The following is a 25877-nucleotide window of genomic DNA, read 5'->3' as shown; positions in this document are numbered from 1 at the left end:
GTTAGTCGACCTCATCAGACGGCTCGCTGTGCGGAGTGGAGGATTCGGCGCCCGATCGCCTCGTACCGTTGAACGCCTCCCACATCAGGCCCGGCTGGCGCTTCGGGACGGAGGTGGCGGCGGAGGGCTCGGGGCCCGTACGGACGATCGGCGGCGGGACGGGCGACTCCCGGCGCCGGCGGGGGAGCCCGTTGACGGTCTTCTCGGCCGCGACGAAAGGCGACGGGCCTTCGGTCAGGGGCTCGGTGGCGGATTCGGCCACGGGCGGGGCCACGGGCGGGGCCACGGGCGGGGCGACGGGCGGGGCCACCGGCCGGGCCGCCGCCCGGGCGGCGGGCGGGGGGAGCGGACGGTTCGGGCCGCCCATGCGCCGGCGGACGGACTCCGGGATTTTCACGACGGGCCCCTCCATCGTGGTGATCAGGCGCCTGGGCACCAGGACGACGGCGCGCACGCCTCCGTACGCCGAGGTGCGCAGGTCGACGTCGCAGCCGTGCTCACGGGCCAGTCGGGCCACGACCGGCAGGCCGAGCTGCGTCACCTCGCCGAGACCGGCCAGGAAGGTGCCGGTCGTCGACTGGGCCATGACGCGCGCGATGCGCTGCCGCACCTCTTCGGTGAGTCCGACGCCACGGTCCTCGATCTCGATCGCGATGCCGGAGGGCACCTCGCTCGCGCTCACCTCGACCGGGGTGTGCGGGGGCGAGAACGACGTGGCGTTGTCGAGGAGTTCGGCGAGCAGGTGCATCAGCGGTTCGGCTCCGGGACCGATGACCGCCACCTGCGTCACCGACTGCAGCTTCACGCGGGGGAAGTCCACGATGCGCGACATGGCCCCGCGCAGTACGTCGTACAGCGGGATGGCCTTCGACCACTGGCGCCCGGGCCGGGCGTCGCCCATGACGGCGATGCTGGCCGCGAGGCGGCCGATGAGCGCGTTGCGGTGGTCGACCTTCTGCAGGTCGCGGGAGAGCAGGAGGTCGTTGCCGTGGACGATCTGCATGGTGTGCAGGTCCTTGCCGAGCTGGTGCACGATCGCCTGGACCCGGCGCGCGACGGCCACCAGTGCCCGCTGGGAGGAGTCCCGTGTGCTCTCCTCGGCCTCCACGGCCTCGAGGAGCGTACGCAGAGCGCCGCGCAGCGCCTTGGTGAACTCGTCGTCGAGGTGTTCGCCGAAGGAGACGGAGTACAGGATGTCCGAGGTGGCGTCGCCCTTGCGCAGCCGGGCGACGGCGGCGGGGAGGAGCTTCTCGGCCATCCACGTGGTCGCGGTGCGCTGGTCCGCCAGGCGCCCGAGCAGCGCGGCCTCGCGCTGTGCGGCGGCCTCCCGGGCCTCGGCCGACGCCCGGGCGTGACGGGCCGCCTCCGCCGCCTGCGACAGGCGTACGGTCACCATCGAGCTGATGACGGTGAGGGACACCGCGACGAGGCCGGACCAGGCGATGGTCGGCCGTATCTGCGCAGGGGAGAAGGCCAGCCCTATGACGAGGACGCCGGCCAGGACCCCCGGCGGGACGAGCCACACCGGAGCCGTCGCACGGGGCCGGGCTCTGGAAGTTGAACCTGCGCGAACCATCAAGGGCGTCCCTAAACAGTCGGGAAATCGAGCGGACTGAAGTGGTGCCAAGTGATGCGACGCGCCGTCAGGAAAGAACACGGGACTTCGCTCGGCCGCGCACACGTGCTCGAAAGGCAGCGCCCATCACTCGCTGTGAGCGCGCCGCAACACATGTGGGGAGCATAGTCAGTTCGGGTTTGGCGTGTGACCTCGATGAAGGGAAGGCTCCCATCGGTCAAACAGCCTCATCAAGCGGTCGGAATCCGCTCGGAAAATGACATCAAGTGATCGAATTGATCGCTGCTTATCGGTAAGAGCGAAACTGCGCGAACGACAGTACGGCCGGGACACCTGGGGTGCCCCGGCCGTGGTCCCGCCCGGTTTCCCGCCCGGTTTTTCCCGGAAGGGTTCTCGGGCGGTTCCCGGTGACGTCTCAGGCGATCTCGACCAGGAGGTCGCCGCCTTCCACCTGCTGGATGCGGCCGATCGCCAGGCGGGAGACGCGGCCGCTCCGCGGCGCGGTGATCGCGGCCTCCATCTTCATCGCCTCGATCGTGGCCACCGTCGCACCGGCCTCGACCTCGTCCCCCTCGGCGACGGCCAGCGTGACCACGCCGGCGAACGGCGCCGCGACATGCCCCGGGTCGGACCTGTCGGCCTTCTCGGTCACCGGGAGGTCGGCGGCCGCGGCCCTGTCGCGCACCTGGATCGGGCGCAGCTGGCCGTTCAGGGTCGACAGCACGGTCCGCATGCCCCGCTCGTCGGCCTCGCCGACCGCCTCCAGTTCGATGAGCAGCCGTACGCCCGGGCCGAGGTCCACGGTGTACTCCTTCCCGGGCCGCAGCCCGTAGAAGAAGTCCTTGCTGTCGAGCACGCTGGTGTCGCCGAACGCCTGGCGGTGGGCCTCGTACGCCTGCGTCGGCCCGGGGAAGAGCAGGCGGTTCAGCGTCGCCCGGCGGTCCTCGGCCAGGCCGGCCCGGTCCTCCGCGGTCAGCTCCCGCATCGGCTTCGGCCCGGGCCGGCCCTTCAGCGCCTTGCTGCGGAACGGCTCCGGCCAGCCGCCGGGCGGCGTGCCCAGCTCGCCGTGCAGGAAGCCGACGACGGAGTCGGGGATGTCGAAGCGCTGGGGCGCCGCCTCGAACTCCTCCGGCGCCACCCCGGCGCCCACGAGGTGCAGCGCGAGGTCGCCCACGACCTTCGACGACGGCGTGACCTTCACCAGCCGGCCCAGCATCCGGTCCGCGGCGGCGTAGGTCGCCTCGACGTCCTCGAAGCGGTCGCCGAGGCCGAGCGCGACGGCCTGGGTGCGCAGGTTGGAGAGCTGCCCGCCGGGGATCTCGTGGTGGTACACGCGTCCGGTCGGCGAGTCCAGGCCCGCCTCGAAGGGGGCGTAGATCCTGCGGACGCTCTCCCAGTACGGCTCCAGGTCGCCGACCGCCTGCAGGTCGAGGCCGGTGGGCCGGTCGGTGTGGTCGGTCGCGGCGACGATCGCCGACAGCGAGGGCTGCGACGTCGTGCCGGCCATCGACGCCACCGCGCCGTCCACCGCGTCCGCCCCGGCCTGGATCGCCGCGAGGTACGTGGCGAGCTGCCCACCGGCGGTGTCGTGGGTGTGCAGGTGCACCGGCAGGTCGAACTCCCTGCGCAGCGCCGAGACGAGCCTGGCCGCGGCGGGCGCCCGCAGCAGACCGGCCATGTCCTTGACCGCGAGCACATGGGCGCCGGCGGCGACGATCCTCTCCGCGAGCCGCAGGTAGTAGTCCAGCGTGTACAGCTTCTCGGCGGGGTCGGAGAGGTCGGACGTGTAGCACAGCGCGACCTCGGCGACCGCCGTCCCGGTCTCCCGTACGGCGTCGATCGCGGGCCGCATCTGGTCCACGTCGTTGAGCGCGTCGAAGATCCGGAAGATGTCGATGCCGGTGGCGGCGGCCTCCTCCACGAAGGCGTCGGTCACCTCGGTCGGGTACGGGGTGTAGCCCACGGTGTTACGGCCCCGCAGCAGCATCTGCAGGCAGATGTTCGGCACCGCCTCGCGCAGCGCGGCCAGGCGCTCCCACGGGTCCTCCGCGAGGAAGCGCAGCGCCACGTCGTAGGTCGCGCCGCCCCAGCACTCGAGGGACAGCAGCTGCGGCAGGGTGTGCGCCACCGTCGGGGCGACGGCGAGCAGGTCCTTGGTGCGGACCCGGGTGGCGAGCAGCGACTGGTGGGCGTCGCGGAAGGTGGTGTCGGTGACGCCGATGGTCGGCGACTCGCGCAGGCTCCGCGCGAAGCCCTCGGGGCCGAGCGCGGTGAGCCGCTGCCGGGAGCCGGCGGGAGGCTCGCCGGCGGGCAGCGCCGGCAGCTTGGTCACCGGGGAGACGAGCTCGGGCCGCGGGCCGTGCGGCTTGTTCACGGTGACGTCGGCGAGGTAGGTGAGCAGCTTCGTGCCGCGGTCGGCCGAGTGACGCGCGGTCAGCAGGTGCGGCCGCTGCTCGATGAAGGCCGTCGTGACCCGTCCGGCCCGGAAGTCCGGGTCGTCGAGCACGGCCTGCAGGAACGGGATGTTGGTGGACACGCCCCGGATGCGGAACTCGGCCACCGCACGCCGTGCCCGGCCGACGGCGGCCTGGAAGTCCCGGCCCCGGCAGGTCAGTTTGACCAGCATCGAGTCGAAGTGGGCGCTGACCTCCGTACCGGCGTGGGTGGTTCCGCCGTCCAGCCGGATGCCCGAGCCGCCCGGGGAGCGGTAGGCGCTGATCATGCCGGTGTCCGGGCGGAAGCCGTTCGCCGGGTCCTCGGTGGTGATCCGGCACTGCAGCGCCGCCCCGCGCAGCACGACGGACTCCTGGGCCAGGCCGAGGTCGGCGAGGGTCTCGCCGGCGGCGATCCGCAGCTGCGACTGCACCAGGTCGATGTCGGTGACCTCCTCGGTCACCGTGTGCTCGACCTGGATGCGCGGGTTCATCTCGATGAAGACGTGGTTGCCGTCGCGGTCGAGGAGGAACTCCACGGTGCCCGCGTTGCGGTAGCCGATCGCGCGCGCGAACCGCACGGCGTCGTCGCAGATGCGCTGCCGCAGCGCCGGGTCGAGGTTCGGGGCGGGCGCGAGCTCGATCACCTTCTGGTGGCGCCGCTGCACCGAGCAGTCGCGCTCGTACAGGTGGATGACGTCGCCCTCGCCGTCGGCGAGGATCTGCACCTCGATGTGCCGGGGATCGACGACGGCCTTCTCCAGGAAGACGGTGGCGTCACCGAACGCGGACTCGGCCTCGCGGGCCGCCGCCTCGATCGCCTCGCGCAGGGCCGCCGGTTCCTCGACCCGGCGCATGCCGCGCCCGCCGCCGCCCGCGACCGCCTTGACGAACACCGGGAAGCCGATGTCCCCGGCGGCCGCGACCAGTTCGTCCACGTCGGTGGACGGCGCCGAGGAACCGAGCACGGGCACGCCGGCCGCGCGGGCGGCGGCCACCGCACGCGCCTTGTTGCCGGTCAGCTCCAGGGTCTGCACGGACGGGCCCACGAACGTGATGCCCGCCTCCTCGCACGCGCGCGCCAGCTCCGGGTTCTCGGACAGGAAGCCGTACCCCGGGTAGACCGCGTCGGCACCCGCCAGACGGGCCGCCCGGACGATCTCCTCGACCGAGAGGTAGGCGCGCACCGGGTGCCCGGGCTCGCCGATCTCGTACGCCTCGTCGGCCTTCAGCCGGTGCAGCGAGTTGCGGTCCTCGTGGGGGAAGACGGCGACGGTGCGCGCGCCCAGTTCGTAGCCGGCCCGGAACGCGCGAATCGCGATCTCGCCGCGGTTGGCCACCAACACCTTGCGGAACATCTCTGATCCCTTCGCCCGGCTCGTTTCGGCAACGCTAAGGGCTGCCCGGCGACCTCCAGAAGGCACCCGAGCAGTGACATGGATCATCGCGCCCGGGTGGACGAGCGGCGGCGTCATCGGGATTTCATCGGCCGTCCCTACCGTGTCCGCGTTCGGACCAAAGCCTCCATGACAGGGGAAGGACGGCTCGATGGCGCGGAGGAGACGCGGAGCGGGAACGCTGACGGCGGTCATGGCCGCGGTGACGCTGACGGTGACGGGCACGACGGCGGCCACCGGTACGCCCGCCGCCGAACCGGGGCCCGACAAGCCGACGATCCGTTACACCGAATACGGCATCCCGCACATCATCGCCTCGACGTGGGAGGGGCTGGGAACGGGTTACGGCTACGCCGCCGCCCGGGACAACATCTGCACGCTGGCCGACACGTACCTGATGGTGAACGCCCAGCGGTCCCGCCACCTGGGACCCGACGGCAGGGCGAGTCCCGGCAAGAACCAGAACGGCACCACCAACCTCAACAGCGACCTTTACTTCCAGCGGATCAAGGACGACGGGGTGGTGGAGCGGCTGCTCGCCCGGCCCGCCCCCGACGGGCCGGAGCCGGAGGTCAGGGAGGCCATCCGCGGCTACGTCCAGGGATACAACAGGTACCTGGCCGAGACCGGCGTCGACCACATCACCGACCCGGCCTGCCGCGGCGCGGCATGGGTACGGCCGATCACCGAGCTCGACGTCTACCGGCACGCGCACGCCGAGATCATCATGGGCAGCGCCGACGCGCTGCTCGACGGTCTGGTCGGTGCCGCGCCGCCGGGCGCCTCCGCCTCCCGGTCCGCCGCGCCGGGCTCCTCCTCCGCCGCGACCGGGGATTCGGCCACCGCGGCCCCGCGGCAGGCGCCGTCACACGCGCAGACCGCCCGCCGGATCCGCGACGCGATGGCGGCGAGCGCCCGGCAGGGCATGGGCAGCAACGCGCTGGCGGTCGGCTCCCAGGGCGTGTCCGGCGGCACCGGCATGATGCTGGCCAACCCGCACTTCCCGTGGCAGGGCAAGAACCGGATGTGGCAGAGCCACCTGACGATCCCCGGCAAGGTCAACGTCTCCGGGGCCAGCCTCCTCGGGCTCCCCGCGGTGAACATCGGCCACAACGACGACGTCGCCTGGAGCCACACGGTCGCCACCGTGGCCCCGTTCGGACTGTTCGACGTCCAGGTGGATCCGCTCGACCCCACCATGTACCTGGTCGACGGCACCTGGCGGCGGATGACCTCGCAGCAGGTCTCCGTCGACGTACGCAACGCCGACGGGTCCCTCAGGAAGGTCACCAGGACCCTGTGGTCCACCCGCTACGGCCCGGTCACCACGTCGATCCAGGGCATTCCGCTGCCCTGGGTGGTCAGCGCGCACGCGGTGCGCGACGTCAACATGGAGAACCTGCGGGCGCTCAACACCTGGTTCCACCTCGACCAGGCCACCGACGTCCACGACGTCGTGAACACCCTGGAGACCACCCAGGGCGTCCCCTTCTTCAACACCGTCGCCACCGACCGCAAGGGCAACGCCCTGTACGCGGACATCCAGGCCACCCCGAACATCACCGACGAGCACGCCCGTTCGTGCCTCACGGAGACCGGCAAGCTGCTGTTCGACCAGCCGATGCGGCTGCCGAACGTGCCGCCGATCTCCGTCTTCGACGGCAAGCGCAGCGCGTGCGACTGGCCCGACGACCCGGACGCCGTCGCGCCCGGCCTGCTCGACCCGCACCAGCAGCCGCGACTGATCCGCTCCGACTTCGTGGGCAACGCCAACGACAGTCCGTGGCTCGCCAACCCCGAGCAGCCGCTGTCCTACCCCCGGGTGATGGGCGACGCGGCGGCGCCCCGCTCGCTGCGCACGCAGGAGCTGATCGTGACCGCGCAGAACCGGATCAACGGCACGGACGGCCTGCCGGGCCGGGGCTTCACGCCCGAGACCATGGGGCAGTTGCTGTTCGCCGACAACAGCAGGGCCGCCGACCTCGCCCTCAACGCGACGGTGACCGCCTGCCAGAACGTCCCGTTCGGGCTCGTCCTCGTGGACGGCAACCTGGTCAACGTGAGCGAGGCGTGCCCGGTCCTCGCGGCCTGGCGGAGCCACGACTACACGGCCGACAGCCGGGGCTCCCTGCTGTTCGCGAACTACTGGTCGTACCTGTCCGGCGGCCAGGGGGTCGAGAAGCTGCCGTGGAAGGTCCCCTTCGACCCCAAGGACCCGGTGCACACGCCCAACACGCTGGACTCCGGGAGCTCCGCCGTCCGCGACGCGCTCGCCCGGGCGGTCCTCGCCCTGCGCAACGCGGGAGTCCCGCTGAACGCGCCGCTGTCGGACGTCGTCAAGGTCACCCGCAACGGCGAGCAGATCCCGGTCCACGGCATGATCGGCGAACTCGGCGTCCTCAACGTCATCACCCCCGGCCAGGTCGACGGAAAGCCGGACGTCGTCTTCGGAACGAGCTTCGTCCAGGTGGTGCGCTTCACCGCCGAGGGCCCGCCCCAGGCCACGTCGGTACTGGCCTACTCGCAGTCGGCGAACCCGAACTCCCCGCACCACGCCGACCAGACCAAGCTCTTCTCGGCCGGCCGCTGGGTCACCGAGCGGTTCACCGAGGAACAGATCGCGGCCTCGCCCGCACTCCAGATCAAGGTCCTGGACTGAGCACCACAGTGGGAGGGAAATCCATGAGAAGGACATCGCGCCGGTGGCGGCTGACGGTGGCGTGGCTGGTCGCCGCCGTGGCCGCGGTCATGCCGGCCGCCGGCCCGGCACAGGCCGCCGACGGCACCGCGCCGCCGCCGATGACGGACGGGTTCGGCCTGACCCAGGTCGAGCCGGCCGTCGGCGGTCCCACGAACTTCTACCTCACCGTGACCACGCCCGAGGTCACCGGCAGGCACCACATCAAGATCATCCTGCCCCGCGGCTACCACGACGACCCCGGCCGGCGTTACCCCGTGCTGTACTTCCTGCACGGGTCGCCCGACGACCCGGTCCAGCAGACCTACCCGGCGCTGTCCATGTCCGACCGGATGATCACCGTGATCCCGGACGGCGGCGCCCGCGGCTGGTACGCGAACTGGCTCGACCAGAAGACCGTGCTCGGCGCCCAGAACTGGGAGAACTTCCACCTCAAGCAGGTGATCCCGTTCATCGACGCGAACCTGCGCACCGTTCCCACCAAGAAGGGCAGGGCCGTCGCCGGCGTCTCCATGGGCGGCTTCGGCGCCTTCCACTACGCGCAGGTCCGGCCCGACCTGTTCGCCCAGACCGCGTCCCTGTCCGGAGACGTCGACCTGTCGGCGAAGTCCATGGACCTCCGGTTCGCCGTCGTCGCCTCCCTCATCGACGCGACGGGCGCGATCTGTGCCTCGTCCTCCGGCTCGTGCGACCCGGAGGAGTCGCCGTACAAGCCGGGCGTGGACAGCGACGCCGCGTTCGGCTCGCCCTACCCGGTCTTCAACGCCGACTGGCGGTGGAACGAGGTCGACCCGGCCGGGCACATGGACCGGCTCAGGGACGTCGGCGTCTCCCTCTACGTCGGCAACGGAGGAGGCTCGCCGACCGAACCGGAGTTCTGGCTCGAAGGCGCGGCCAAGCACGCCAAGAACAGCATGGACGCCCTGGGCATGTCCTACTACTACGTCAACTACGGCGACGGCTCCGCCTGGGGCACCCAGTGCGACGGCGGCCACAACGCGGGCTGCTGGGAGGAGGACCTCCGGGACCTGATCCCGCGGCTGGAGCGGACCCTCGCCTCCTGACCGCGCCGATCAGTCCGCGCCCGCGCCGGCCTGGTCCCCACGCAGGACCGTCCGGCGCGCGTGCCGCAGCAGCGGGCTGGGAGCGACGCCCAGGTCCTCGGCGAGCCGGCGGCGGGCGCGGTCGAACACGGTCAGCGCGTCGGCCTGCCGGCCGCAGCGGCACAGCGCGCGCATCAGCAGCGCGGCCACCGGCTCGTTCAGCGGGTGCGCGGCGAACACCGCGAACAGCTCGGCGACCGCCTCGGAGCACCGGCCGAGACGCAGCTGGTACTCCGACTTCCGCTGGACGAGGGCGATCCGGCGCTCCGTGAGCCGCAGCCGCTCGCGTTCCGCGAGCGGCCCGGGCAGGCCGGCGAGCGGCTCCCCGCGGAACAGGGCGAGCGCCCGGGAACACAGGCGGACCGCCTCCGCCGGATCGCCCGCCCGGTCCGCCGTCCCGACGGCGGCGACCAGTTCCTCCAGGCGGGCGACGTCCAGCTCGACCGCGCCGGGGACGAGCCGGTAGCCGCACCGGTCGTGGGCGATGACCGGGTCCGGGCCCTCCCCGTCGCGCAGGGCCTTGCGCAGCCGGTAGACGTACACCGGCACCACGTTCGCCTCCGGCGGCTCCACTCCCCACACGCCGTCGAGCAGCTCCTGCCGGCTGAGCGTCCGGCCCGTGTTCAGCGCGAGCGCCGCCAGCACGGCCTGTCGGCGCAGATGCCCGAGGCGCAGCGGCCGCCCGTCCTGCCACGCCCGAAGCGGCCCGAGCACGGAGAGCCGCACCCGCGGCCCGGCCGTCCGCGCGGCGCCGGTGCGGGGGCCGCGACCGGGCAGGACCAGACCGCAGTCGAAGGCGTGGACGATGGCGGCCGCCCGGTCGCGCAGACCGAGCGCGGCGAGGATGCGGGCGAGGTCCTCCGCCACCGAGTCCTCGGGAAGGGACAGGGCGGCGGCGATCTCGTCGTCCCGCAGACCGCAGCCGACCGCGGACAGCAGCTCGCGGTCCCGGTGCCCGAGCACGGCGGCGGTGGGACGCCTGGCGCCGGGAGCCCTGGTGCCGGTCGTCCTCGTGCGGGGAGGCCTGGTCGTGGCGGTCGTCGGCATCGCTGCTCCCGGGCTCCGGACCTGTCGGTCTGGCGGATGTCGCCGACAAGGTAGTGGCGCGGACGCCGGGCGGGGCATCCGGAACCATCCGGAGTGACACCGGAGCCGTCCCGGTGCCGGCTGCTGCTCCGGCTCCGGCTCCGGCTCCGGCTCAGGAGCCGGTGACGCCCAGGGCCTGGATGTCGACCATGCCGTAGGCCTGGCTGACGTACACGTTGGTGAGCCGGGGGCCGCGGTAGTTGAGGGACTTCACGGCGGCCACGGGCAGGTAGTAGGCGCCGTCGGTGAGCTCGTGGTTGATCTGCCGGTAGAGCTCGGCGGCCCGCGTGTCGTCCTTCTCGCTCCTGGCCCGGTCGAACAGGGAGTTGATCGCCGGGTCGTCGACCTGGGCGTAGTTGGTGTTGCCGCTCGGCGGGATCCGGCGTCCGTCGGCCAGCGGCTCCAGGAAGGTCGAGCCGTGCGGGAAGTCGGCGACCCAGTTGGCCGAGATCAGGCCGTAGCCCTTGTTCTTCACCTCGCCGGGGGAGCCGGCGACGTCGATGAACTTCGTGATCTCCAGCTTCTCGATCTCCAGGGCGATGCCGACCTTCCCGAGGGCCGCCTTGAGGGCCTCGGCGGCCGCGAGGTCCTTCGGCCTGGACTCGCGCACGAGCATCTTGGTGGTGAAGCCGTTCGGCCGCCCGCAGGCCGCGAGCTCCTCCTTCGCCTTCGCCGGCTGCGGCTTGCCCGCGGTCAGGCCGAACGGGTCGTAGGCGTCGCTGCCGGGCAGGGTCGGCGGCAGCATGCTGCCGTAGCGGGTGCCGGCGACCGGGCCGCCCTGGGCGGTCTCCAGCGCGGTGGTGTCGGCCGCGTACAGCACGGCCTTGCGGCAGTGCTCGTCGTCGAACGGCGCCGTCCCGGACACGAGCGCGACCGCCCGGAAGTAGCCGGTGTACGGGGCGTCCGCGTGGGCCTTCAGCTTGGGGTCCCGGAGCACCCTGGCCGCGGAGGCCTGGGTCAGTCCCGCCTGCGAGGCGTCGAGGTCGGCGCTGCCGCCGACGAGCCGCTGGGCCACCTGCTCCGGATCGGTGGAGACGTCCAGCTCGATCCGTTCCGGCAGCGCCTTGCGCAGCGGGTCGGTGGCCGGGCTCCAGTTCGTGTTGCGGACCAGGACGAGCGAGTTGCCGGGCTTGTACGAGGCGAATCTGTACGGCCCCGAGGAGACCGGCTTCGCCCCGTAGCGGCTCCCGGTGTCCTTCTCCTTGGGCACGGGCGCGGTGGCGCCCGTGGCCAGCAGGTGCGGGAAGCGCGAGTCCGGCGCGGCGAGGCGGAAGACGAGGGTCCGCTCGTCGGGTGTCGTGACCGACTTCAGCCCGGTGCCGCCGTCCTTGTACGGGCCCCGGTAGTTCTGCCCCTGGTCGAGCAGCTCCATGAGATAGGTGGGGCCGCCGGAGACGACGTCCTGCGCGAAGACGCGCTCGATCGCGTACTTGACGTCCCGGGAGGTGATCGGCGTGCCGTCCTCGAACGTGACCCCGGCCCTGAGCCGGACGGTGTACGTCCTGCCGTCGGGCGAGACGTCGGGCCGCGCCTCGGCCAGGTCGGGGACGAGTTCGAGGCCCTGCCTGCCGGGCTTCGTGTCGTAGGTGAGGAGCGTGCGGCTGTAGAGGCGCTGCATGTTCCACACCCACCCGTAGTACGAGCGCGCCGGATCCCAGGAGTCCGCGTCGACGCCGCTGGCGAGGCGCAGCGTGCCGCCCTTCCGGCCCGAGGCGTTGACCACCTTGTCGACCGCGGCGTCGAAGCCGCCGGCGGCGGTCCCGCCCGACGGCGAGCCCGAGCCGCCGCCCGTCGACGCGGCGCTGCCCCCCTTGCCGTTGTCCTTGTCCTTGCCCAGGTTGACGACGAGCGCGGTGACGCCGCCGCCGGTGACCAGTGCCGCCGCGACGGCGATCGCCACGATTCTGCGGGTCCGCGCGCGTCCGCCCGGACCGGCGGCGGGCCGGGACGGGGACGTCGTGGGAGAGCCGGGCGTCCAGGTGGAGACGAGGACCGGGTCGGCGCCCGGCTGCTGCGGCGCCGTCGTGCCGGCCGCATGTCCGGACGTCGACGCCGGTGTCCGCGGCGATGCGGGAGGCGGTGTCGGCGGCAGGGGCGGCGGTGACGGGGGCGCGGCGGGAGTGGCCGAGGGCGTCCCCGGCGCCGGCGTGGCCGGGGCCGGTGTCGGCTCCGGTGCCGGGTCGGGCGCCGGGTGGGGCCTCTTGGCCAGGGCGTTCCGCGGATCCGGAGGGGTCGGCACCGATCCGGCGCCACCCTCCGCGGCGCCTCCGGAGGGCCGCGGGTCCGGCGCGGCGGCCGGGCCCGGCGAGGGCTCCGGCACCGGTGCCGCCGGGGCGTCGGGTCCGGCCGGGCGGGTGAGGGCCAGGGCCACCGCGTCCGGCAGCCAGTCCGTCTCCTTCGGCAGCCCGCCCCCGTAGGTGTGGCCGCCGGTCTCGCCGAGCAACCGGGCGAACTCCGCGAGGAGTTCGGGGACGGTGGGCCGACGCGTGGGGTCCTTCTCCAGGCACCGGCCGACGAAGCCGGTGCCGGCGGGCAGGCCGTGCAGGTCCGGGGGCTCGTACACGGCGCGGAAGTTCACCGAGTGCGGGGAGCCGGTGCCGAACGGCGCCGTGCCGGTGCCCGCGAAGGCGAGCACCGCGCCGAGGGAGAACACGTCGCTGGCCGGGCCCACCTGACGTCCGGTCACCTGCTCAGGCGACATGAAACCGGGAGTGCCGATCACCATGCCCGTCTGGGTGAGGACGCTCGCCTCCGCGACGATCGAGATGCCGAAGTCGATGACGCGGGGGCCGTCGGCGGCGAGCAGCACGTTCGACGGCTTCAGGTCCCGGTGGACGAGTCCGGTGCCGTGAATGGCCTCCAGCGCCTCGACCAGGCCGGCCCCCAGGAAGAGCAGCGGGCGCCGGGGCCAGGCCCCGTGGGCGCGGACCGCCGCGTCGAGCGGCATGCCGGGCACGTACGCGGTGGCGAGCCAGGCGGGGGAGCCCTCGGGGTCGGCGTCGACCACGGCAGCGGTGAAGAAGCCCGTCACACGGCGGGCCGCCTCCACCTCCCGGGCGAAGCGCCGCCGGAAGTCGGGGTCCTCCGCGAGTTCGGCACGCACCACCTTCACGGCGACCATCCGGCCGCTGGTGGAGCGGCCCAGGTACACCCGGCCCATGCCGCCCGCGCCGAGGCGGGCGAGGATCCGGTAGCGCCCCACCTGCCGCGGGTCAGCGGCGCCCAGCTCTTCCAACGTCCCCCCAGCCGGTGGTCCCGCGTCCGGGGACCGTCCGCCGACGATTACATCAGACCCCGCCGCCCCGCCGGCCGTCCGCGTCCGCATCCGCCGGACCGCCGGCGGGCGTCCGTTCGCGCGCACTCCCGTTCGACCACGAGTGGCCGCACCCGCCTGCCACGGGTCCGTCCGCGGGGGCGGTGGGAGAGGCGTGGCCGAAACGTCTCGCCCCGGGTGCGCGCGGCCGCCCGATCGGCGGACACCGTCGTGCGCCCCCGTGGTCCCGCCTTCGCGCCGGTGACCTGAGGGATCGTCAAAGCGCTTTGCGGAGGGTGGAGTTACGCAGGGGCGCGCAATCGAGACCGCGCGCCCCCGCGGGCTCTCCCCGGGTGGCTCGAATGTCGTCGTCGGCCCGGATAAACCCCGGGTCGAGCAAGATCACTGCTTCGAGGTAATGCCCCCGTTCCAGCTGGGCGGATGCCGTCCGCAGGCCGCTACTGTTCCCACGGATCTGGACGGATTCCCAGAGATTGTGTCGGTTTTTCCTCTTTTCAAGGAGCGCTCGTCCCATGACCGTTGAGACCGGCCCGGACACGGAGCTGGAGCCGCCTCGGCCGCAGTCCAGCCTCAGCACCGCGGCTGCCCGAAACCTCGCCACCACGACCAAGTCCGCCCCGCAGATGCAGGAGATCACCTCCCGGTGGCTGCTGCGGATGCTGCCGTGGGTGGAGACGAAGGGCGGCGCCTACCGGGTCAACCGCCGACTGACCTACACCGTCGGCGACGGTGTCATCGAGTTCGTCCAGGACGGCGCCGCCGTCCGGGTCATCCCCCGGGAACTCGGCGAACTCGCCCTGCTGCGCGACTTCGACGACGAGGAGGTGCTCAGGGCGCTCGCCGACCGGTGCGTCCAGCGCGACTTCCGCCCCGGAGAGGTCATCGTCGAGCGCGGCACGCCCGCCGAGCAGATCCACCTGATCGCCCACGGCCGGGTCAGCCAGACCTCCGTCGGCAAGTACGGTGACGAGGTCGCCGTCGCGGTCCTCGCCGACGGCGACCGCTTCGGCGAGAACGCCCTCCTGGACGCCGACGCCATGTGGGACTACACCGCCACCGCCGAGACGCCCGGCACCCTGCTCACCCTCTCCCGCGCCGACTTCGCCGCCGTGCAGGCCCAGGCGCCCGCGCTCGCGGAGCACATCCGGCGCTTCAGCTCGCTGCCCGAGCAGCGGCAGAACAAGCACGGCGAGGCGGAGATCGCCATGTCGGCCGGCCACGTCGGCGAGGCCGAACTCCCCGGCGCCTTCGTGGACTACGAGCTCAAGCCGCGCGAGTACGAGCTCTCCGTCGCCCAGACCGTGCTGCGGGTCCACACCCGGGTCGCCGACCTCTACAACGGCCCGATGAACCAGACCGAGGAACAGCTCCGGCTCACGATCGAGGCGCTGCGCGAGCGCCAGGAGCACGAGCTCATCAACAACCGCGAGTTCGGTCTGCTGCACAACGCCGACTTCAAGCAGCGGATCCAGACCCACTCGGGTCCGCCCACCCCGGACGACCTCGACGAGCTGCTCTGCCGCCGCCGCGGGACCAAGTTCCTCTTCGCCCACCCGAAGACGATCGCCGCGATCGGACGCGAGTTCAACGCCCGCGGGCTCTACCCGGACCACGTCGACGTGGGCGGACAGTCCGTCCCGGCCTGGCGCGGGGTGCCGATCCTGCCCTGCAACAAGATCCCCATCAGCAAGGAGCAGACCAGCTCCGTCATCGCCATGCGTACCGGCGAGGACAACCAGGGCGTCATCGGTCTGCGCCAGACCGGACTGCCGGAGGAGTACGAGCCGGGCCTGTCGGTGCGCTTCATGGGCATCAACGAGCAGGCGATCATCTCGTACCTGGTCACCACGTACTACTCCGCCGCCGTCCTCGTGCCCGACGCCCTCGGCGTGCTGGAGAACGTGCAGATCGCCCGCAGGCGCGACTAGCGCCCGAGCGGCGAGGATTCGTCCGAGGGCCGCGCCGGGCCGGGCTCCCCTGGCCGGGACGGCCCCACCATCCCCCCTAGGAGCCACGGATGCCCGATCCCGGGCTTTCCTCCCTGCCCTCGGGTCCGGCCGCGGCGCCCGCCCGTCCACCGCTGCCCGGTCCGCCCTCCGCCCCGTTCGGGACCGCGGGGAGCGCGCCCGTCGAAGCGCCGCCCGCGGCTGCCGCGCCCGCGGCCCCCGTCACGGACGCCGACCTCGCTCCCGTACCGCCGGAATCCGTGCTGGAACGCGTCCTGCGCGGCCCCAGCGGGCTGGGGACGGCGACGCTGTCCCTGGCCCGGCCGGCGGAGCCGCCGGTACCGCCGGCACCACTGCCGGCACCGCCGGTCCTGCCCGCACCGCCGGTATCCGCGGCCGCTCCTGCCGGCGAGGCGCCGGCCGCACCGGGCACGCCCATTCCCGGCCTCTACTACCACCCGATCGCCGAGCCCGACCCGGCCCGGGTGGCGGAGGTCAGCCGCCGGATCAAGGAGTGGGCGGTCCACGAGGTCCAGGCGGTCCCGGCGGAGTGGGAGGACCAGTTCGACGGCTTCTCCGTCGGGCGCTACATGGTCGCCTGCCACCCGGACGCGCCGACGGTCGACCACCTGATGGCCGCCACGCGCCTGATGGTCGCGGAGAACGCGGTCGACGACGTCTACTGCGAGGACCACGGCGGCTCGCCCGTCGGGCTCGGCAGCCGTCTCCTCCTCGCGCACACGGCGCTCGACCACCTGCACACCACGGACGAGTACGCGCCGGCCTGGCGGGAGTCGCTCGAGTCGGACGCCCCGCGCCGGGCCTACCGCTCGGCGATGGACTACTTCTGCCGGCTGGCCACGCCGTCCCAGGCCGACCGCTTCCGGCACGACATGGCACGGCTGCACATGGGCTACCTCGCCGAGGCGGCGTGGGCCGAGACCGACCACGTGCCCGAGGTGTGGGAGTACCTGGCGATGCGCCAGTTCAACAACTTCCGCCCCTGCCCGACCATCACCGACACCGTCGGCGGCTACGAGCTGCCGGCCGACCTGCACGCCCAGCCCGCCATGCAGCGGGTCATCGCGCTCGCCGGGAACGCGACCACCATCGTGAACGACCTGTACTCCTACACCAAGGAGCTCGACAGTCCCGGCAAGCACCTGAATCTGCCCGTGGTGCTCGCCGAGCGCGAGGGCCTCTCCGCCAAGGAGGGCTATCTGAAGGCGGTCGAGGTCCACAACGACCTCATGCACGCCTTCGAAGCCGAGGCCGCCGCGCTCGCGGCCACCTGCCCCGCCCCCGTCGTGCTGCGCTTCCTCCGTGGCGTGGCCGTGTGGGTCGACGGCAACCACTACTGGCACCAGACCAACACCTACCGCTACAGCCTGCCCGACTTCTGGTAAGAAACGGACTTTTATCTGTGACCAGCACCGAGTTCACCACCGCCGAAGGCACCTCCACGTTCGTCCCCGCGCCCGCGACGCCCTACCAGGGGGACATCGCCCGCTACTGGAACAACGAGGCCAGGCCCGTGAACCTGCGTCTCGGCGATGTGGACGGGCTCTACCACCACCACTACGGCATCGGCGCCATCGACCACGCGTCCCTCGGCGACCCCGAGGACAGTGAGTACGAGAAGAAGCTGATCGCCGAGCTGCACCGGCTGGAGTCGGCCCAGGCCGAGGTGCTCCTCGACCACCTCGGCACCATCAACCCCGACGACACCCTCATGGACGCGGGCTGCGGGCGCGGCGGTTCGATGGTGATGGCCCACCAGCGCTTCGGCTGCAAGGTGGAGGGCGTCACCCTCTCCGCCAAGCAGGCCGACTTCGCCAACCGGCGGGCCGGTGAGATCGGCATCGAGGACCACGTCCACGCCCGGGTGTGCAACATGCTCGACACCCCGTTCGAGACCGGGCAGATGGCCGGCTCGTGGAACAACGAGTCCAGCATGTACGTCGACCTGCACGACCTCTTCGCCGAGCACTCCCGGGTCCTCGCGGTCGGCGGCCGCTACGTCACCATCACCGGCTGCTGGAACCCGCGCTACGGCCAGCCCTCGAAGTGGGTCTCCCAGATCAACGCGCACTTCGAGTGCAACATCCACTCCCGCCGCGAGTACCTGCGCGCCATGGCCGACAACCGTCTGGTTCCCCAGGCCGTCGTCGACCTGACCGCCGAGACCCTGCCCTACTGGGAGCTGCGGGCCACGTCCTCGCTGGTCACCGGGATCGAGGAGGCCTTCATCGAGTCGTACAAGGACGGCTCCTTCCAGTACCTCCTGATCGCCGCCGACCGCGTCTGACCGCCGCCCCACCGGCGGAAAGGAGCCGGGTCTGCCCCCTTTTCGGACAGGCCCGGCTCCGTCATGGGTGAGATCCGGCCAACATCCGCCCAACGGCCTTTCCGCTCATGCGATTTCATGATTCCCCTTGTTAGCTTCGTTTGCAGACGGAACGGAGCCGGGGGGACTCATGGGACGGGAACGGGGCACGAGCACGTACGCGCACTCCCGCGCGGCGAGCGTGGCGCACGGAACGGGCGGGGCCCGCCGGTGAGCACGCCCACGCCGAGCCCGAGCGCGACCGCCACCGCGCCGCCGAGCCCCAGCCCGAGCTCGAGCCCCAGTCCGAGTTCGAGTCCGAGCCCGCAGCCCACCACGACGCCGACACCCGGCACCTCACAGCTGCCGTCGCCGGCTCCGTCCTCGGGCACGCCCAGCCCCGAGCCGACGCCGTCCCCCAGCCCGCAGGCGTCGCCGACCCCGCCGCACTCCGGCCCGCCGCCGCAGCTGCCGCCGGCGACCCCGCCCGCCGTGTCCAACCCGTGGACGGCTCCCGGCGGCTTCGACGTGCAGCCGTTCCACCTGTACCAGGTGGCATCGGCCCTCGCCGTCGAGCAGCAGTCGTTCCACAAGGCGCTCACGCAGTTCCTCGACGTCCACTCCGGCTACTCCAAGGTCGGCGGATCCGGCACCGTCACGGTCGAGTTCGCGAACCAGTACGCCGCGGTCGTCGCCCTGCTCCTGGAGGTACACGCCAAGGCCGTGGTCGCCATCGGCGGCGCGGCGGTCGGCTTCACCACCACGGCCAACAACTTCCGGCAGGCGGACGCGGCCACCCACCCGCTCAATCCGCCCTTCGCGCCGCAGGCGCCGCCACAGGTCATCACCTCGCCGCCGGCGTACACGGCGCCGCCGCCGTTCGGCGTGCGCGACGGCAACGCCGTCGACGAGTTCGCCGACATCTTCGACGACGGCGACATCCCCGGCTCCCTCATGCGCACGGTGATCGAGCAGGCGCTGCGCACCGGCCGCGCGCTGGAGATCCTGCCGCTCCCGAACTACCTGAAGGTCAACGAGCTCTCCCAGGCCTGGCTGCCGTACCAGACGGGCATCGGCATCATCCAGGGACAGCTCAGCGGCACCATCGACGCCATCACGGACAACTCCAACGCGGACTGGCACAAGGCGATGCTGCAGTTCGTGTCGTCGCTGTGGGGAACCACGGCCTGGGGCAAGAGCACCGTCGGCTACGAATGGGGGCACAAGCCGGCGACCGGCGCCGGCACCAGCCTCCCGGTCTTCGGCGTCCTCGGCACCACGGCCCAGATGCTGGCCCAGGCGATCCGCTCGTACGCGGAGGCCGCCGAGAAGGTCCGTACCGAGCTGCGCGAGATCCTGTACAAGGCCATCAAGGACGCCGTCGCGCTCCTCGACATCACCGACATCCGGGACTTCGGGGGCCTCGTGGAGCGCCTCAAGAAGATGTGGAAGGGCCTGGGCGCCGCGGTGATGGCCAGCATCGACACGGACGCCGTCAACAAGGCCGTCGACACCTACGAGGCCTCGCTGCGGACACAGATCGACGTGGTGAAGAAGCTGCTCGACCCGCTGCGCGAGGCCTCGCGCGCCGTGCCGACCTTCCAGTCGCAGTCGGCGCGTGCCGAGGCCTTCGGATCGCGCTCGCTCTTCGAGTTCGACCGGTCGATCGTCCCGCTCAACGAGCAGTCGCGGGACCCGAACGCCAGGTTCGGCATCGACCTCGCGTCGATGGAGTGGGAGCGCAACGACTTCCAGCCACCGCCGCCCGAGGCGCTGCGGGAGGGGAAGGAGGCCCACACGATCGACAAGCACATCGGTCTCACCCCGCAGCAGCTGATGCACCGGCTGCGCGACCAGGGCGGCGCCGACGCGTCGACCTTCCGCGACCTCTCGTCCGCCGAGCAGTACGTGCAGACCGCGGTGAACGACCCGTCGAAGAAGACCGAGCTGGAGACCTGGATGCGCAACCAGGAGCGCAAGGTCGCCGACGGCACCTTCAAGCCCGGATCCGTCAAGGCCTGGGACTTCCCGGTCACGGACGCGAACGGGCAGCCGGTGCCCGTCGGCACCTCGGTCAGCCAGGCGGACTTCGCCGCGGACGGCTACAAGGCCCAGGCCAAGGACGTCCACACGGTGCACGTGGTCCTCGCCTACTCGCCGGAGTCGAAGTCCTTCTACGTGCTCACCGCCTATCCGAAGGCCCCTTAACATGCGTCAGGTGACCGAACCCACCGACGCCGTCCTGACCAGCGGGGTGATCGCCCGCCTCGTCGACCTCGCCGTGGCCTCGCGCAACCCCGGGGCCGCCCCGCTGGAGGACGAACTCCAGCGCTTCTCACGGCTGATGCAGGACTCCCACGCGATCGCCTGGGTCATGCCCTTCGACGTGGTGGCCTCGCTCCTCGACGCACTGGCCGACGAGTACGGCACGGAACGGTTCGGCACCAGGCCGGCCGCCTTCCGTGACCGGCTCGCCCGGGCGGCCGGCGACGAGCCCGTCGACGCCTTCCTGCGCTCGCTGGCCGAGCTCGTCCGCGACCCCTGGTTCGCCGACCGCCCGGGCTACGACGAACTGCCGCTCTCGCAGTGGGAGGCACTGGCCCGCTTCGACGTCGTCAACGAGTTCGCGTCGCAGCTGCCCACCGGTGAGTACGACAGGGACCCGGAGGCGGAGGCTCGCGACCTGGTCGCCATGGACCACCCCGACTGCCACGGCAGGATCGCGGATCTCGCCGGCCAGCTCCAGCGCCTGCTGTGCATGTTCCGCTCGCCCGCCGATCTCGACGCGGCCTTCGCACCCGTCATGCCGTCGGTGACGAGCGCCCGGCTGCGGCTGCTCCTCGACGCCGTCCACGCCCACTTCGCCGAGCAGCACTGACCCACCCACCCCATCGCCACGGAAGGAGCCGTCACCATGCCCACCGAGCCGAACCTCGACGTGACCGACGAGGACCTGAAGCGTCTCGCGGACGACCTGGACGCCATGCGGACGCACATCGACGGACAGGTGCGGCGGATGGACGCGATCGTCGACCGGGCCGAGGCGCGGTGGCGCAGCGAGGCGGCGACGGCCTACCGGAAGCTGCACCGGGAGGCCGGTGCGGACGCTGTGCGGGTCCGGGAGATCCTGGGAGTCCTGGCGAAGGCCGTGCGGATGAGCCGGGACGGGTTCACCCGCCAGGAGCTGGACATCCTGCGGCAGTTCCGGGCCGAGATGAAGAAGGTCGACATCGACGCCGAGGTGCGCGAACTGTCCGGCGAGGTACCGGGCGGCGCTGCCGGCGGCGCGGCGACGCCGACCAGCAGGATCAACGACCTCTGAACGCCCACCGCACATCCGCACATCGGCACATCCGCACGTCAGCAAGGCAGGGGGAATCGTGAACGACGACGGCTCGATCACCGTCGATCTGGTCGCACTGCGCGAGATAGCCGGCGACCTCGAGGACATCGTGAAGAAGCTCAACGAGAAGCTGGGTGCGCTCTACGACCGCACGGTGCCGGTCGTCCTCGCCTGGCAGGGCGAGGCACGCGAGGCCTTCGTGGACGAGCTCGACCGCTGGGACCGGCAGATGGAGGACCTGCAGGCCGCGCAGAAGTGGCTGCACGCCATCGTCACCACCGGGCACGCCAACTACTCCGCCGCCCAGCGGGCCACCCTGCGCGGCTGGGGCGGTGCCTGACGTGACCCCTGACATGACGAAGCCGTCCGCGCCGGCCGCACCGCCCGTCCCGGCCCGCGCCGACCGCGCCGCGACCTTCCCCGACCGGGCGACGGCCCAGTGGGCCACCCAGCAGGTGATCGCCCTGAACGAGCAGGTCATCCACCGCTGGCTCGCCCAGTCCACCCGGCAGCGGCTCGTCATCGAGGCCGCCTGGCCCTCGCGCCCCGATCCGGTGGGCACGCTGCTCACCACCGGGATGGCCCTCACCGGCCAGGAGCCGATCCCGGTGCGCGCGGCCCGGGTGGTGCTCCGCCGGAACACGTCCGGCGAGCCCGGCGCGTACCCCTTCACCGTGCACTCCTCCCTGCCCGTCGTCCTGTAGAGGCCCCCGTGTCCCTGAACCCCGCCGAGCACGACCGCAAGTACGGCGAGCTCGACCAGGTCGTCCGCGCCCACCTGGGCCTCGGCCCGCACGCCCCCGAGGCGGTCACCGGCTATCTGCGGCAGACCTGGCGCACCCGGCCCTGGGCGATCGCGGTCGCCGCCGAGCAGCTGCGCGTCTACGCGGACAATCCGCCGGGGCGGCTGCGGCTCCGGCTCGGCGAGTACTACCGGCTGCCCGACGTGGGCCTGCCGCCCGAGGAGATCCGGGACTGGCTCACGGGCCTCGCCGACCGGCTCGACGAGAGCCTGGCGAACGGCCAGGCGCCGCCGCCGGCCCCGCCCGCCACGCCGTGGGAATGGCGGGCCCGCTTCCCCGAGCTCGCGCAGCTGCTCGGCGGCTGGTTCTCGCAAGACATGCCGGAGGAGTTCGGCGACCATGAGGCGGCCCTCGCCGACTACCTGGAGGGCACCGACGCGGGGCTCGTCGCCCAGCTGACGGGCGAGCTGCACGACCTGCTGGCCCTGCCCCTCGAGGAGGACGAGTTCGCCCTCGCCCTGGCCGCCCTCGGTGCCGAGGTCGTGCCGCCGGCCTCCTACACTCCCGGAGCCTGGCTCACGTCCCTCGCCCTGCGCCTGCGCGGCTGAGCCGGCGGCCGGCCGTTTCCCCCCGGCGCACGGCGGGCAGTCGCTGAGGCAGCGGGGGCCGTACGGCCGCGGTGGTGAGTGGCATGGCCAGACCGATATGGACCGGGGTGCTCAGTTTCGGGCTCGTCAGCGTTCCCGTCGGGCTGTACACCGCCACCTCCGCGCACACGCTGCGTTTCCACCAGCTGCAGCGCGGGACCTCCGACCGGATCCGCAACCGGCGGGTGAACGAGCGGACCGGCGAGGAGGTCGAGCTCGACGACATCGTCAAGGGCTTCGACACGGGTGACGAGTACGTCCTCGTCGAGCCCGACGAGCTCGACGAGATCGCGCCCGGACGTTCGAAGGCGCTGGAGATCAGCGGGTTCGTGGACCTGGACGCCATCGATCCGATCTTCTTCGACCGGACCTACTACCTGGGGCCCAAGAGCAAGGAGTACGCGAAGGTGTACGCCCTGCTGGAGCGGGCCCTGGCGAAGACCAACCGGGCGGGCGTGGCCACCTTCGTCATGCGCGGCCGCGAGTACCTGGTGGCCCTCAAGTCCGAGGAGGGCATCCTGACCCTCCACACGCTGCACTGGGCCGACGAGATCCGGAACCCCCGCGAGGAGGTTCCCGACCTGCCGGCGTCCCGGACCTCGGCCGGCGCGAAGGAGATGCGGATGGCGGAGCAGCTGATCGACGCGCTCGCGACGGACTGGGATCCCGAGGAGTTCCACGACACCTACCGCGACAAGGTCGCCGCCCTGATCCAGGCGAAGAAGGCCGGCGAGACCGTCGAGAAGGCCGAGCCCGCGGCGGAGGCGACCAACGTCATCGACCTGACCGAGGCGCTGCGCGCGAGCGTCGAACGGGCCCGTGGCAGGCGGGGCGAGGTCACGCGGGACGAGGGTACGAAGGGCCAGGGCCAGGGCCGGGGCAAAGGCAAGGGCCAGGGCGAGGGTCAGGGCAAGGGCCAGGGCAAGCGGGGCCGGAAGGAGTCCGGCCTCTCCGAGCTGACCAAGGCCGAGCTGTACGAGCGGGCCTCGGCCGCCGGGATCCCCGGCCGCTCGGGCATGAAGCGCGACGAGCTGATCAAGGCCCTGGAGCGGGCAGGGCGGCAGGCCGCCTGAGGGTGAGGGTGGCCGAGTGTGCCTGAGGAGGGCCTGGAGTAGTGAGGTAGTGAGGAGGGGGCTGATGTGCCTGGGGGGGAAGACAGCCCTACCGTCTATCGGTCTCCTCGGGCCTGTCGGTCCGTTCGGGCCGGTCGGTGGGACCTGGCCGGTCGGTCGGCTCGGGCTGGTCGGTCGGCTCGGGCTGGTCGGTCGGCTGGGGCCTGTCGGTCGGCTGGGGCCCGTCGGTCTGCTCGGGCCGGTCGAGTGGCTCCACCGCGTCCTTCGGCACGAACACGTGCAGGGCGCGTTCGGTGGGTTCCGGGTCGGGGACCGAGACGGCCACCCGGGCGTACGGCGAGGCCGGGCCCAGGTCCATCTGCAGGGCCGGTGCCTCGGCCCGTACCGCCACGAAGTCCCGGCCGGCCGGGCCCTGCCGCTCGCCCACGCAGCGGCCCGGCAGCCACACGCCGCGGGCCGCCTCGCCGCGCAGGACGCGCCACCAGCTCCTCTCGACGCCGACGGCGCGCAGCGCCGAGACGGGCAGCCGTAGCGTGCGGCGCCGGGCGGCCAGCGCCTCGCGCGGTCCGAGCCGGACCACGATCTCGCTTCCTTCGACCGTCACGCGCGTCACGGCACGCTCACCCGCCTTCGCCGAGTGCGGCGAGCCGCCGTCGCGCCGCCCCGGCGGAGTGGCCGCGCGGCGCGTCGCGCCACGGCTCGCGGTCGAGCAGTTCCTCGGCGTCCCGCAGGGTCCAGCGGCGCGCCGTGAGGCCGGGTTCCTCGAGCTCGGCCCAGTCCAGCGGCGCGGCGATGGGGGCGCCGGGACGGGCCCGTACGGCATAGGGGGCGACGGCGGTCTGCCCGTAGCCGTTGCGCTGGACGTCCAGGTAGAGGCGCCCTCGGCGGTCCTTCTTGCGTGCCGCGGTGGTCAGTTCGTCCGGGTGGCGGGCGGCCAGCAGCTCGGCGACCTCGCGCGCGAAGGCCCGTACCTCGTCGAAGGTGTCCCGGCGCACCAGCGGCACCACGACGTGCAGCCCGCGCGAGCCGGTCGTCATCGGCAGCGAGGGCAGCTCCAGGTCGTCGAGGAGCGCGCGCAGCCGGCGGGCGGCCCGGAGCACGGACGCGAAGTCGTCGCCCGGCGGGTCGAGGTCGAAGACCAGCCGGTCGGGGTGGTCGGGGCGGTCGGCGCGGGACAGCCAGCGGTGCGGGGTGACGCAGGCCTGGCCCGCCAGGTAGACGAGCGAGGCGGCGTCGTCGCAGAGGGCGTAGGTGACCGAGCCGTCCGCCTTGGGCAGTTCGGTGCGGGCCAGCCAGTCGGGGAAGTGCTCGGGCACGTCCTTCTGCATGAAGCCGGAGTCGTCGATGCCGTCGGGGTGGCGCTCCAGCATCAGCGGGCGGCCGCGCAGGTGCGGCACCATGTGCCGGGCGACCCGGCGGTAGTAGTCGGCCAGGTCGGCCTTGGTCAGCCCGTCGGCGGGGAACAGCACCTTGTCGGGGCGCGGCACCTCGACCGTGCGCCGTCCGACCCGTACGGCGTCCGCCGTGCCGCGCGCCGCGCTCATGACCCCTGCCCGTTCCCGGCGCCTTCGTGGTCGCCGGCGACCTGGCGCAGCGTACGGCCGGTGCGGGCCGAACGGGCGCGGTGCGGATCGGTGCCGCCGTTCTCCCGTGCCCGCCGGTCGGCGCGCTTGACGAGCAGCCACGCCTCCCGGCCCGAGCCGTCGCCGCGGATACGGGTCAGCGCGTAGCCGCCGTGGAGCTTCCGGCCGTCCAGCCAGAACGAGGCGTGTCCGCCGTCCAGGGCCTCGGCGAACGGGACCTCCCGGCCGCGCCGGTCCTCGGACAGGTTCCGGTACGTGCCCTCGTCCCAGACGATGACCGTGCCGGCGCCGTACTCGCCGGGCGCGATCACGCCCTCGAAGTCGCGGTAGTCCAGCGGGTGGTCCTCGGTGGGCATGGCGAGGCGCTTGTCCTGCGGATCGGCCGAGGGGCCCTTGGGCACGGCCCAGGACCGCAGCACCCCGTCGACCTCCAGCCGGAAGTCGAAGTGCATCGCCGTCGCGTCGTGGATCTGGACCACGAACGAGGGCGGTTCGCCGGGTGCCGCGGCCGCGTCTCCGCCACGCGGTTCGGCGGTCCGGGAGAAGTCCCGGCGCCGGTGGTACTCGTCGAGCGCGCGCGTGGGACCCACGGTCTCCTCCTCACGACGTGAGATCGGCTTCCGTCACCCGGCGGCTACCCCGTGCCCCGG

The 25877-nt window shown here is 72.6% G+C and carries 20 protein-coding genes; 12 read left to right on the top strand and 8 right to left on the bottom strand.

Annotated features, from left to right (window positions below):
- Nucleotide 1: 1 nt before the first annotated feature.
- Together ACFWJO_RS00325 and ACFWJO_RS00320 are read right to left on the bottom strand one after the other, a co-directional pair.
- A complete protein-coding gene (locus ACFWJO_RS00325) occupies nucleotides 2-1525 on the bottom strand; it encodes a sensor histidine kinase (protein WP_386862594.1) in 1524 nt (507 codons plus the stop codon).
- 466 nt (nucleotides 1526-1991) lie between these two features.
- Nucleotides 1992-5366 carry a pyruvate carboxylase gene (locus ACFWJO_RS00320; RefSeq protein WP_386862593.1) on the bottom strand — a complete coding sequence of 1125 codons (3375 nt, stop codon included), beginning with the start codon at nucleotides 5364-5366 and terminating at the stop codon, nucleotides 1992-1994.
- Nucleotides 5367-5556: 190 nt separating this feature from the next.
- On the opposite strand from ACFWJO_RS00320, the gene ACFWJO_RS00315 reads away from it, so the two are divergent.
- The gene (locus tag ACFWJO_RS00315; RefSeq protein ID WP_386862592.1) at nucleotides 5557-8064 is read left to right on the top strand and encodes a penicillin acylase family protein; all 2508 of its coding nucleotides are present in this window, start codon (nucleotides 5557-5559) and stop codon (nucleotides 8062-8064) included.
- A gap of 23 nt (nucleotides 8065-8087) precedes the next feature.
- Complete coding sequence (locus tag ACFWJO_RS00310; protein ID WP_386862591.1) at nucleotides 8088-9167, top strand: alpha/beta hydrolase; 1080 nt, start codon at nucleotides 8088-8090, stop codon at nucleotides 9165-9167.
- Between the two features lie 9 nt (nucleotides 9168-9176).
- Here ACFWJO_RS00310 and ACFWJO_RS00305 read toward each other — a convergent pair whose 3' ends face one another.
- Nucleotides 9177-10253, bottom strand: coding sequence for a BTAD domain-containing putative transcriptional regulator (locus ACFWJO_RS00305; RefSeq protein ID WP_386862590.1), 1077 nt, complete (start codon nucleotides 10251-10253; stop codon nucleotides 9177-9179).
- A 151-nt stretch (nucleotides 10254-10404) separates the two neighbouring features.
- Complete coding sequence (locus tag ACFWJO_RS00300) at nucleotides 10405-13527, bottom strand: ABC transporter substrate-binding protein (RefSeq protein WP_386862589.1); 3123 nt, start codon at nucleotides 13525-13527, stop codon at nucleotides 10405-10407.
- Nucleotides 13528-14078: 551 nt separating this feature from the next.
- Here ACFWJO_RS00300 and ACFWJO_RS00295 point away from each other — a divergent pair.
- The 3 genes from ACFWJO_RS00295 to ACFWJO_RS00285 all read left to right on the top strand — a co-directional run bounded on the left by ACFWJO_RS00295 (nucleotide 14079) and on the right by ACFWJO_RS00285 (nucleotide 17820).
- Nucleotides 14079-15494: a family 2B encapsulin nanocompartment shell protein gene (locus tag ACFWJO_RS00295; protein WP_386862588.1), complete on the top strand. Its 1416-nt coding sequence runs from the start codon at nucleotides 14079-14081 to the stop codon at nucleotides 15492-15494.
- An 89-nt stretch (nucleotides 15495-15583) separates the two neighbouring features.
- Entirely contained in the window at nucleotides 15584-16918 is a 1335-nt protein-coding gene (locus ACFWJO_RS00290; RefSeq protein WP_386862587.1) for a family 2 encapsulin nanocompartment cargo protein terpene cyclase, read from the top strand.
- 17 nt (nucleotides 16919-16935) lie between these two features.
- Nucleotides 16936-17820 carry a geranyl diphosphate 2-C-methyltransferase gene (locus tag ACFWJO_RS00285; protein ID WP_386862586.1) on the top strand — a complete coding sequence of 295 codons (885 nt, stop codon included), beginning with the start codon at nucleotides 16936-16938 and terminating at the stop codon, nucleotides 17818-17820.
- A 167-nt stretch (nucleotides 17821-17987) separates the two neighbouring features.
- On the opposite strand, the gene ACFWJO_RS00280 is transcribed toward ACFWJO_RS00285, so the two are convergent.
- The gene (locus ACFWJO_RS00280; RefSeq protein ID WP_386862585.1) at nucleotides 17988-18338 is read right to left on the bottom strand and encodes a hypothetical protein; all 351 of its coding nucleotides are present in this window, start codon (nucleotides 18336-18338) and stop codon (nucleotides 17988-17990) included.
- Between ACFWJO_RS00280 and ACFWJO_RS00275 the strand changes: the two genes are divergently transcribed.
- The 7 genes from ACFWJO_RS00275 (at nucleotide 18331) to ACFWJO_RS00245 (ending at nucleotide 23644) form a co-directional block, all read left to right on the top strand.
- Complete coding sequence (locus ACFWJO_RS00275; RefSeq protein ID WP_386862584.1) at nucleotides 18331-20046, top strand: RNase A-like domain-containing protein; 1716 nt, start codon at nucleotides 18331-18333, stop codon at nucleotides 20044-20046. The genes ACFWJO_RS00280 and ACFWJO_RS00275 overlap by 8 nt on opposite strands.
- A gap of 10 nt (nucleotides 20047-20056) precedes the next feature.
- A complete protein-coding gene (locus ACFWJO_RS00270; protein ID WP_386862583.1) occupies nucleotides 20057-20716 on the top strand; it encodes a hypothetical protein in 660 nt (219 codons plus the stop codon).
- Nucleotides 20717-20752: 36 nt separating this feature from the next.
- Nucleotides 20753-21160: a WXG100 family type VII secretion target gene (locus tag ACFWJO_RS00265; RefSeq protein WP_386862582.1), complete on the top strand. Its 408-nt coding sequence runs from the start codon at nucleotides 20753-20755 to the stop codon at nucleotides 21158-21160.
- Nucleotides 21161-21218: 58 nt separating this feature from the next.
- The gene (locus ACFWJO_RS00260; RefSeq protein WP_384411020.1) at nucleotides 21219-21521 is read left to right on the top strand and encodes a WXG100 family type VII secretion target; all 303 of its coding nucleotides are present in this window, start codon (nucleotides 21219-21221) and stop codon (nucleotides 21519-21521) included.
- Nucleotides 21522-21534: 13 nt separating this feature from the next.
- A complete protein-coding gene (locus ACFWJO_RS00255) occupies nucleotides 21535-21885 on the top strand; it encodes an RNase A-like domain-containing protein (protein ID WP_384411023.1) in 351 nt (116 codons plus the stop codon).
- Between the two features lie 8 nt (nucleotides 21886-21893).
- Entirely contained in the window at nucleotides 21894-22532 is a 639-nt protein-coding gene (locus ACFWJO_RS00250; RefSeq protein ID WP_386862581.1) for a contact-dependent growth inhibition system immunity protein, read from the top strand.
- An 83-nt stretch (nucleotides 22533-22615) separates the two neighbouring features.
- Nucleotides 22616-23644 (top strand): Ku protein, encoded by a 1029-nt coding sequence (locus ACFWJO_RS00245; RefSeq protein ID WP_386862580.1) that lies wholly within the window; start codon nucleotides 22616-22618, stop codon nucleotides 23642-23644.
- 88 nt (nucleotides 23645-23732) lie between these two features.
- On the opposite strand, the gene ACFWJO_RS00240 is transcribed toward ACFWJO_RS00245, so the two are convergent.
- Genes ACFWJO_RS00240 through ACFWJO_RS00230 form a run of 3 tightly spaced genes read right to left on the bottom strand, consistent with a single transcriptional unit; the run spans nucleotide 23733 to nucleotide 25817 of the window.
- Nucleotides 23733-24248 (bottom strand): hypothetical protein, encoded by a 516-nt coding sequence (locus ACFWJO_RS00240; protein ID WP_386862579.1) that lies wholly within the window; start codon nucleotides 24246-24248, stop codon nucleotides 23733-23735.
- A gap of 16 nt (nucleotides 24249-24264) precedes the next feature.
- A complete protein-coding gene (gene ligD / locus ACFWJO_RS00235) occupies nucleotides 24265-25188 on the bottom strand; it encodes a non-homologous end-joining DNA ligase (protein WP_386862578.1) in 924 nt (307 codons plus the stop codon).
- A complete protein-coding gene (locus ACFWJO_RS00230; RefSeq protein WP_386862577.1) occupies nucleotides 25185-25817 on the bottom strand; it encodes a DNA polymerase ligase N-terminal domain-containing protein in 633 nt (210 codons plus the stop codon). The genes ligD and ACFWJO_RS00230 overlap by 4 nt, the downstream gene beginning before the upstream one ends.
- Nucleotides 25818-25877 lie beyond the last annotated feature (60 nt).

Origin of the sequence: Streptomyces sp. NPDC127092, assembly GCF_042722475.1 — a bacterium.
Classification (GTDB): Bacteria; Actinomycetota; Actinomycetes; order Streptomycetales; family Streptomycetaceae; genus Streptomyces.
The sequence above is the reverse complement of the archived record's forward strand: the minus strand, read 5'-3'. Positions and strand labels throughout refer to the sequence as shown.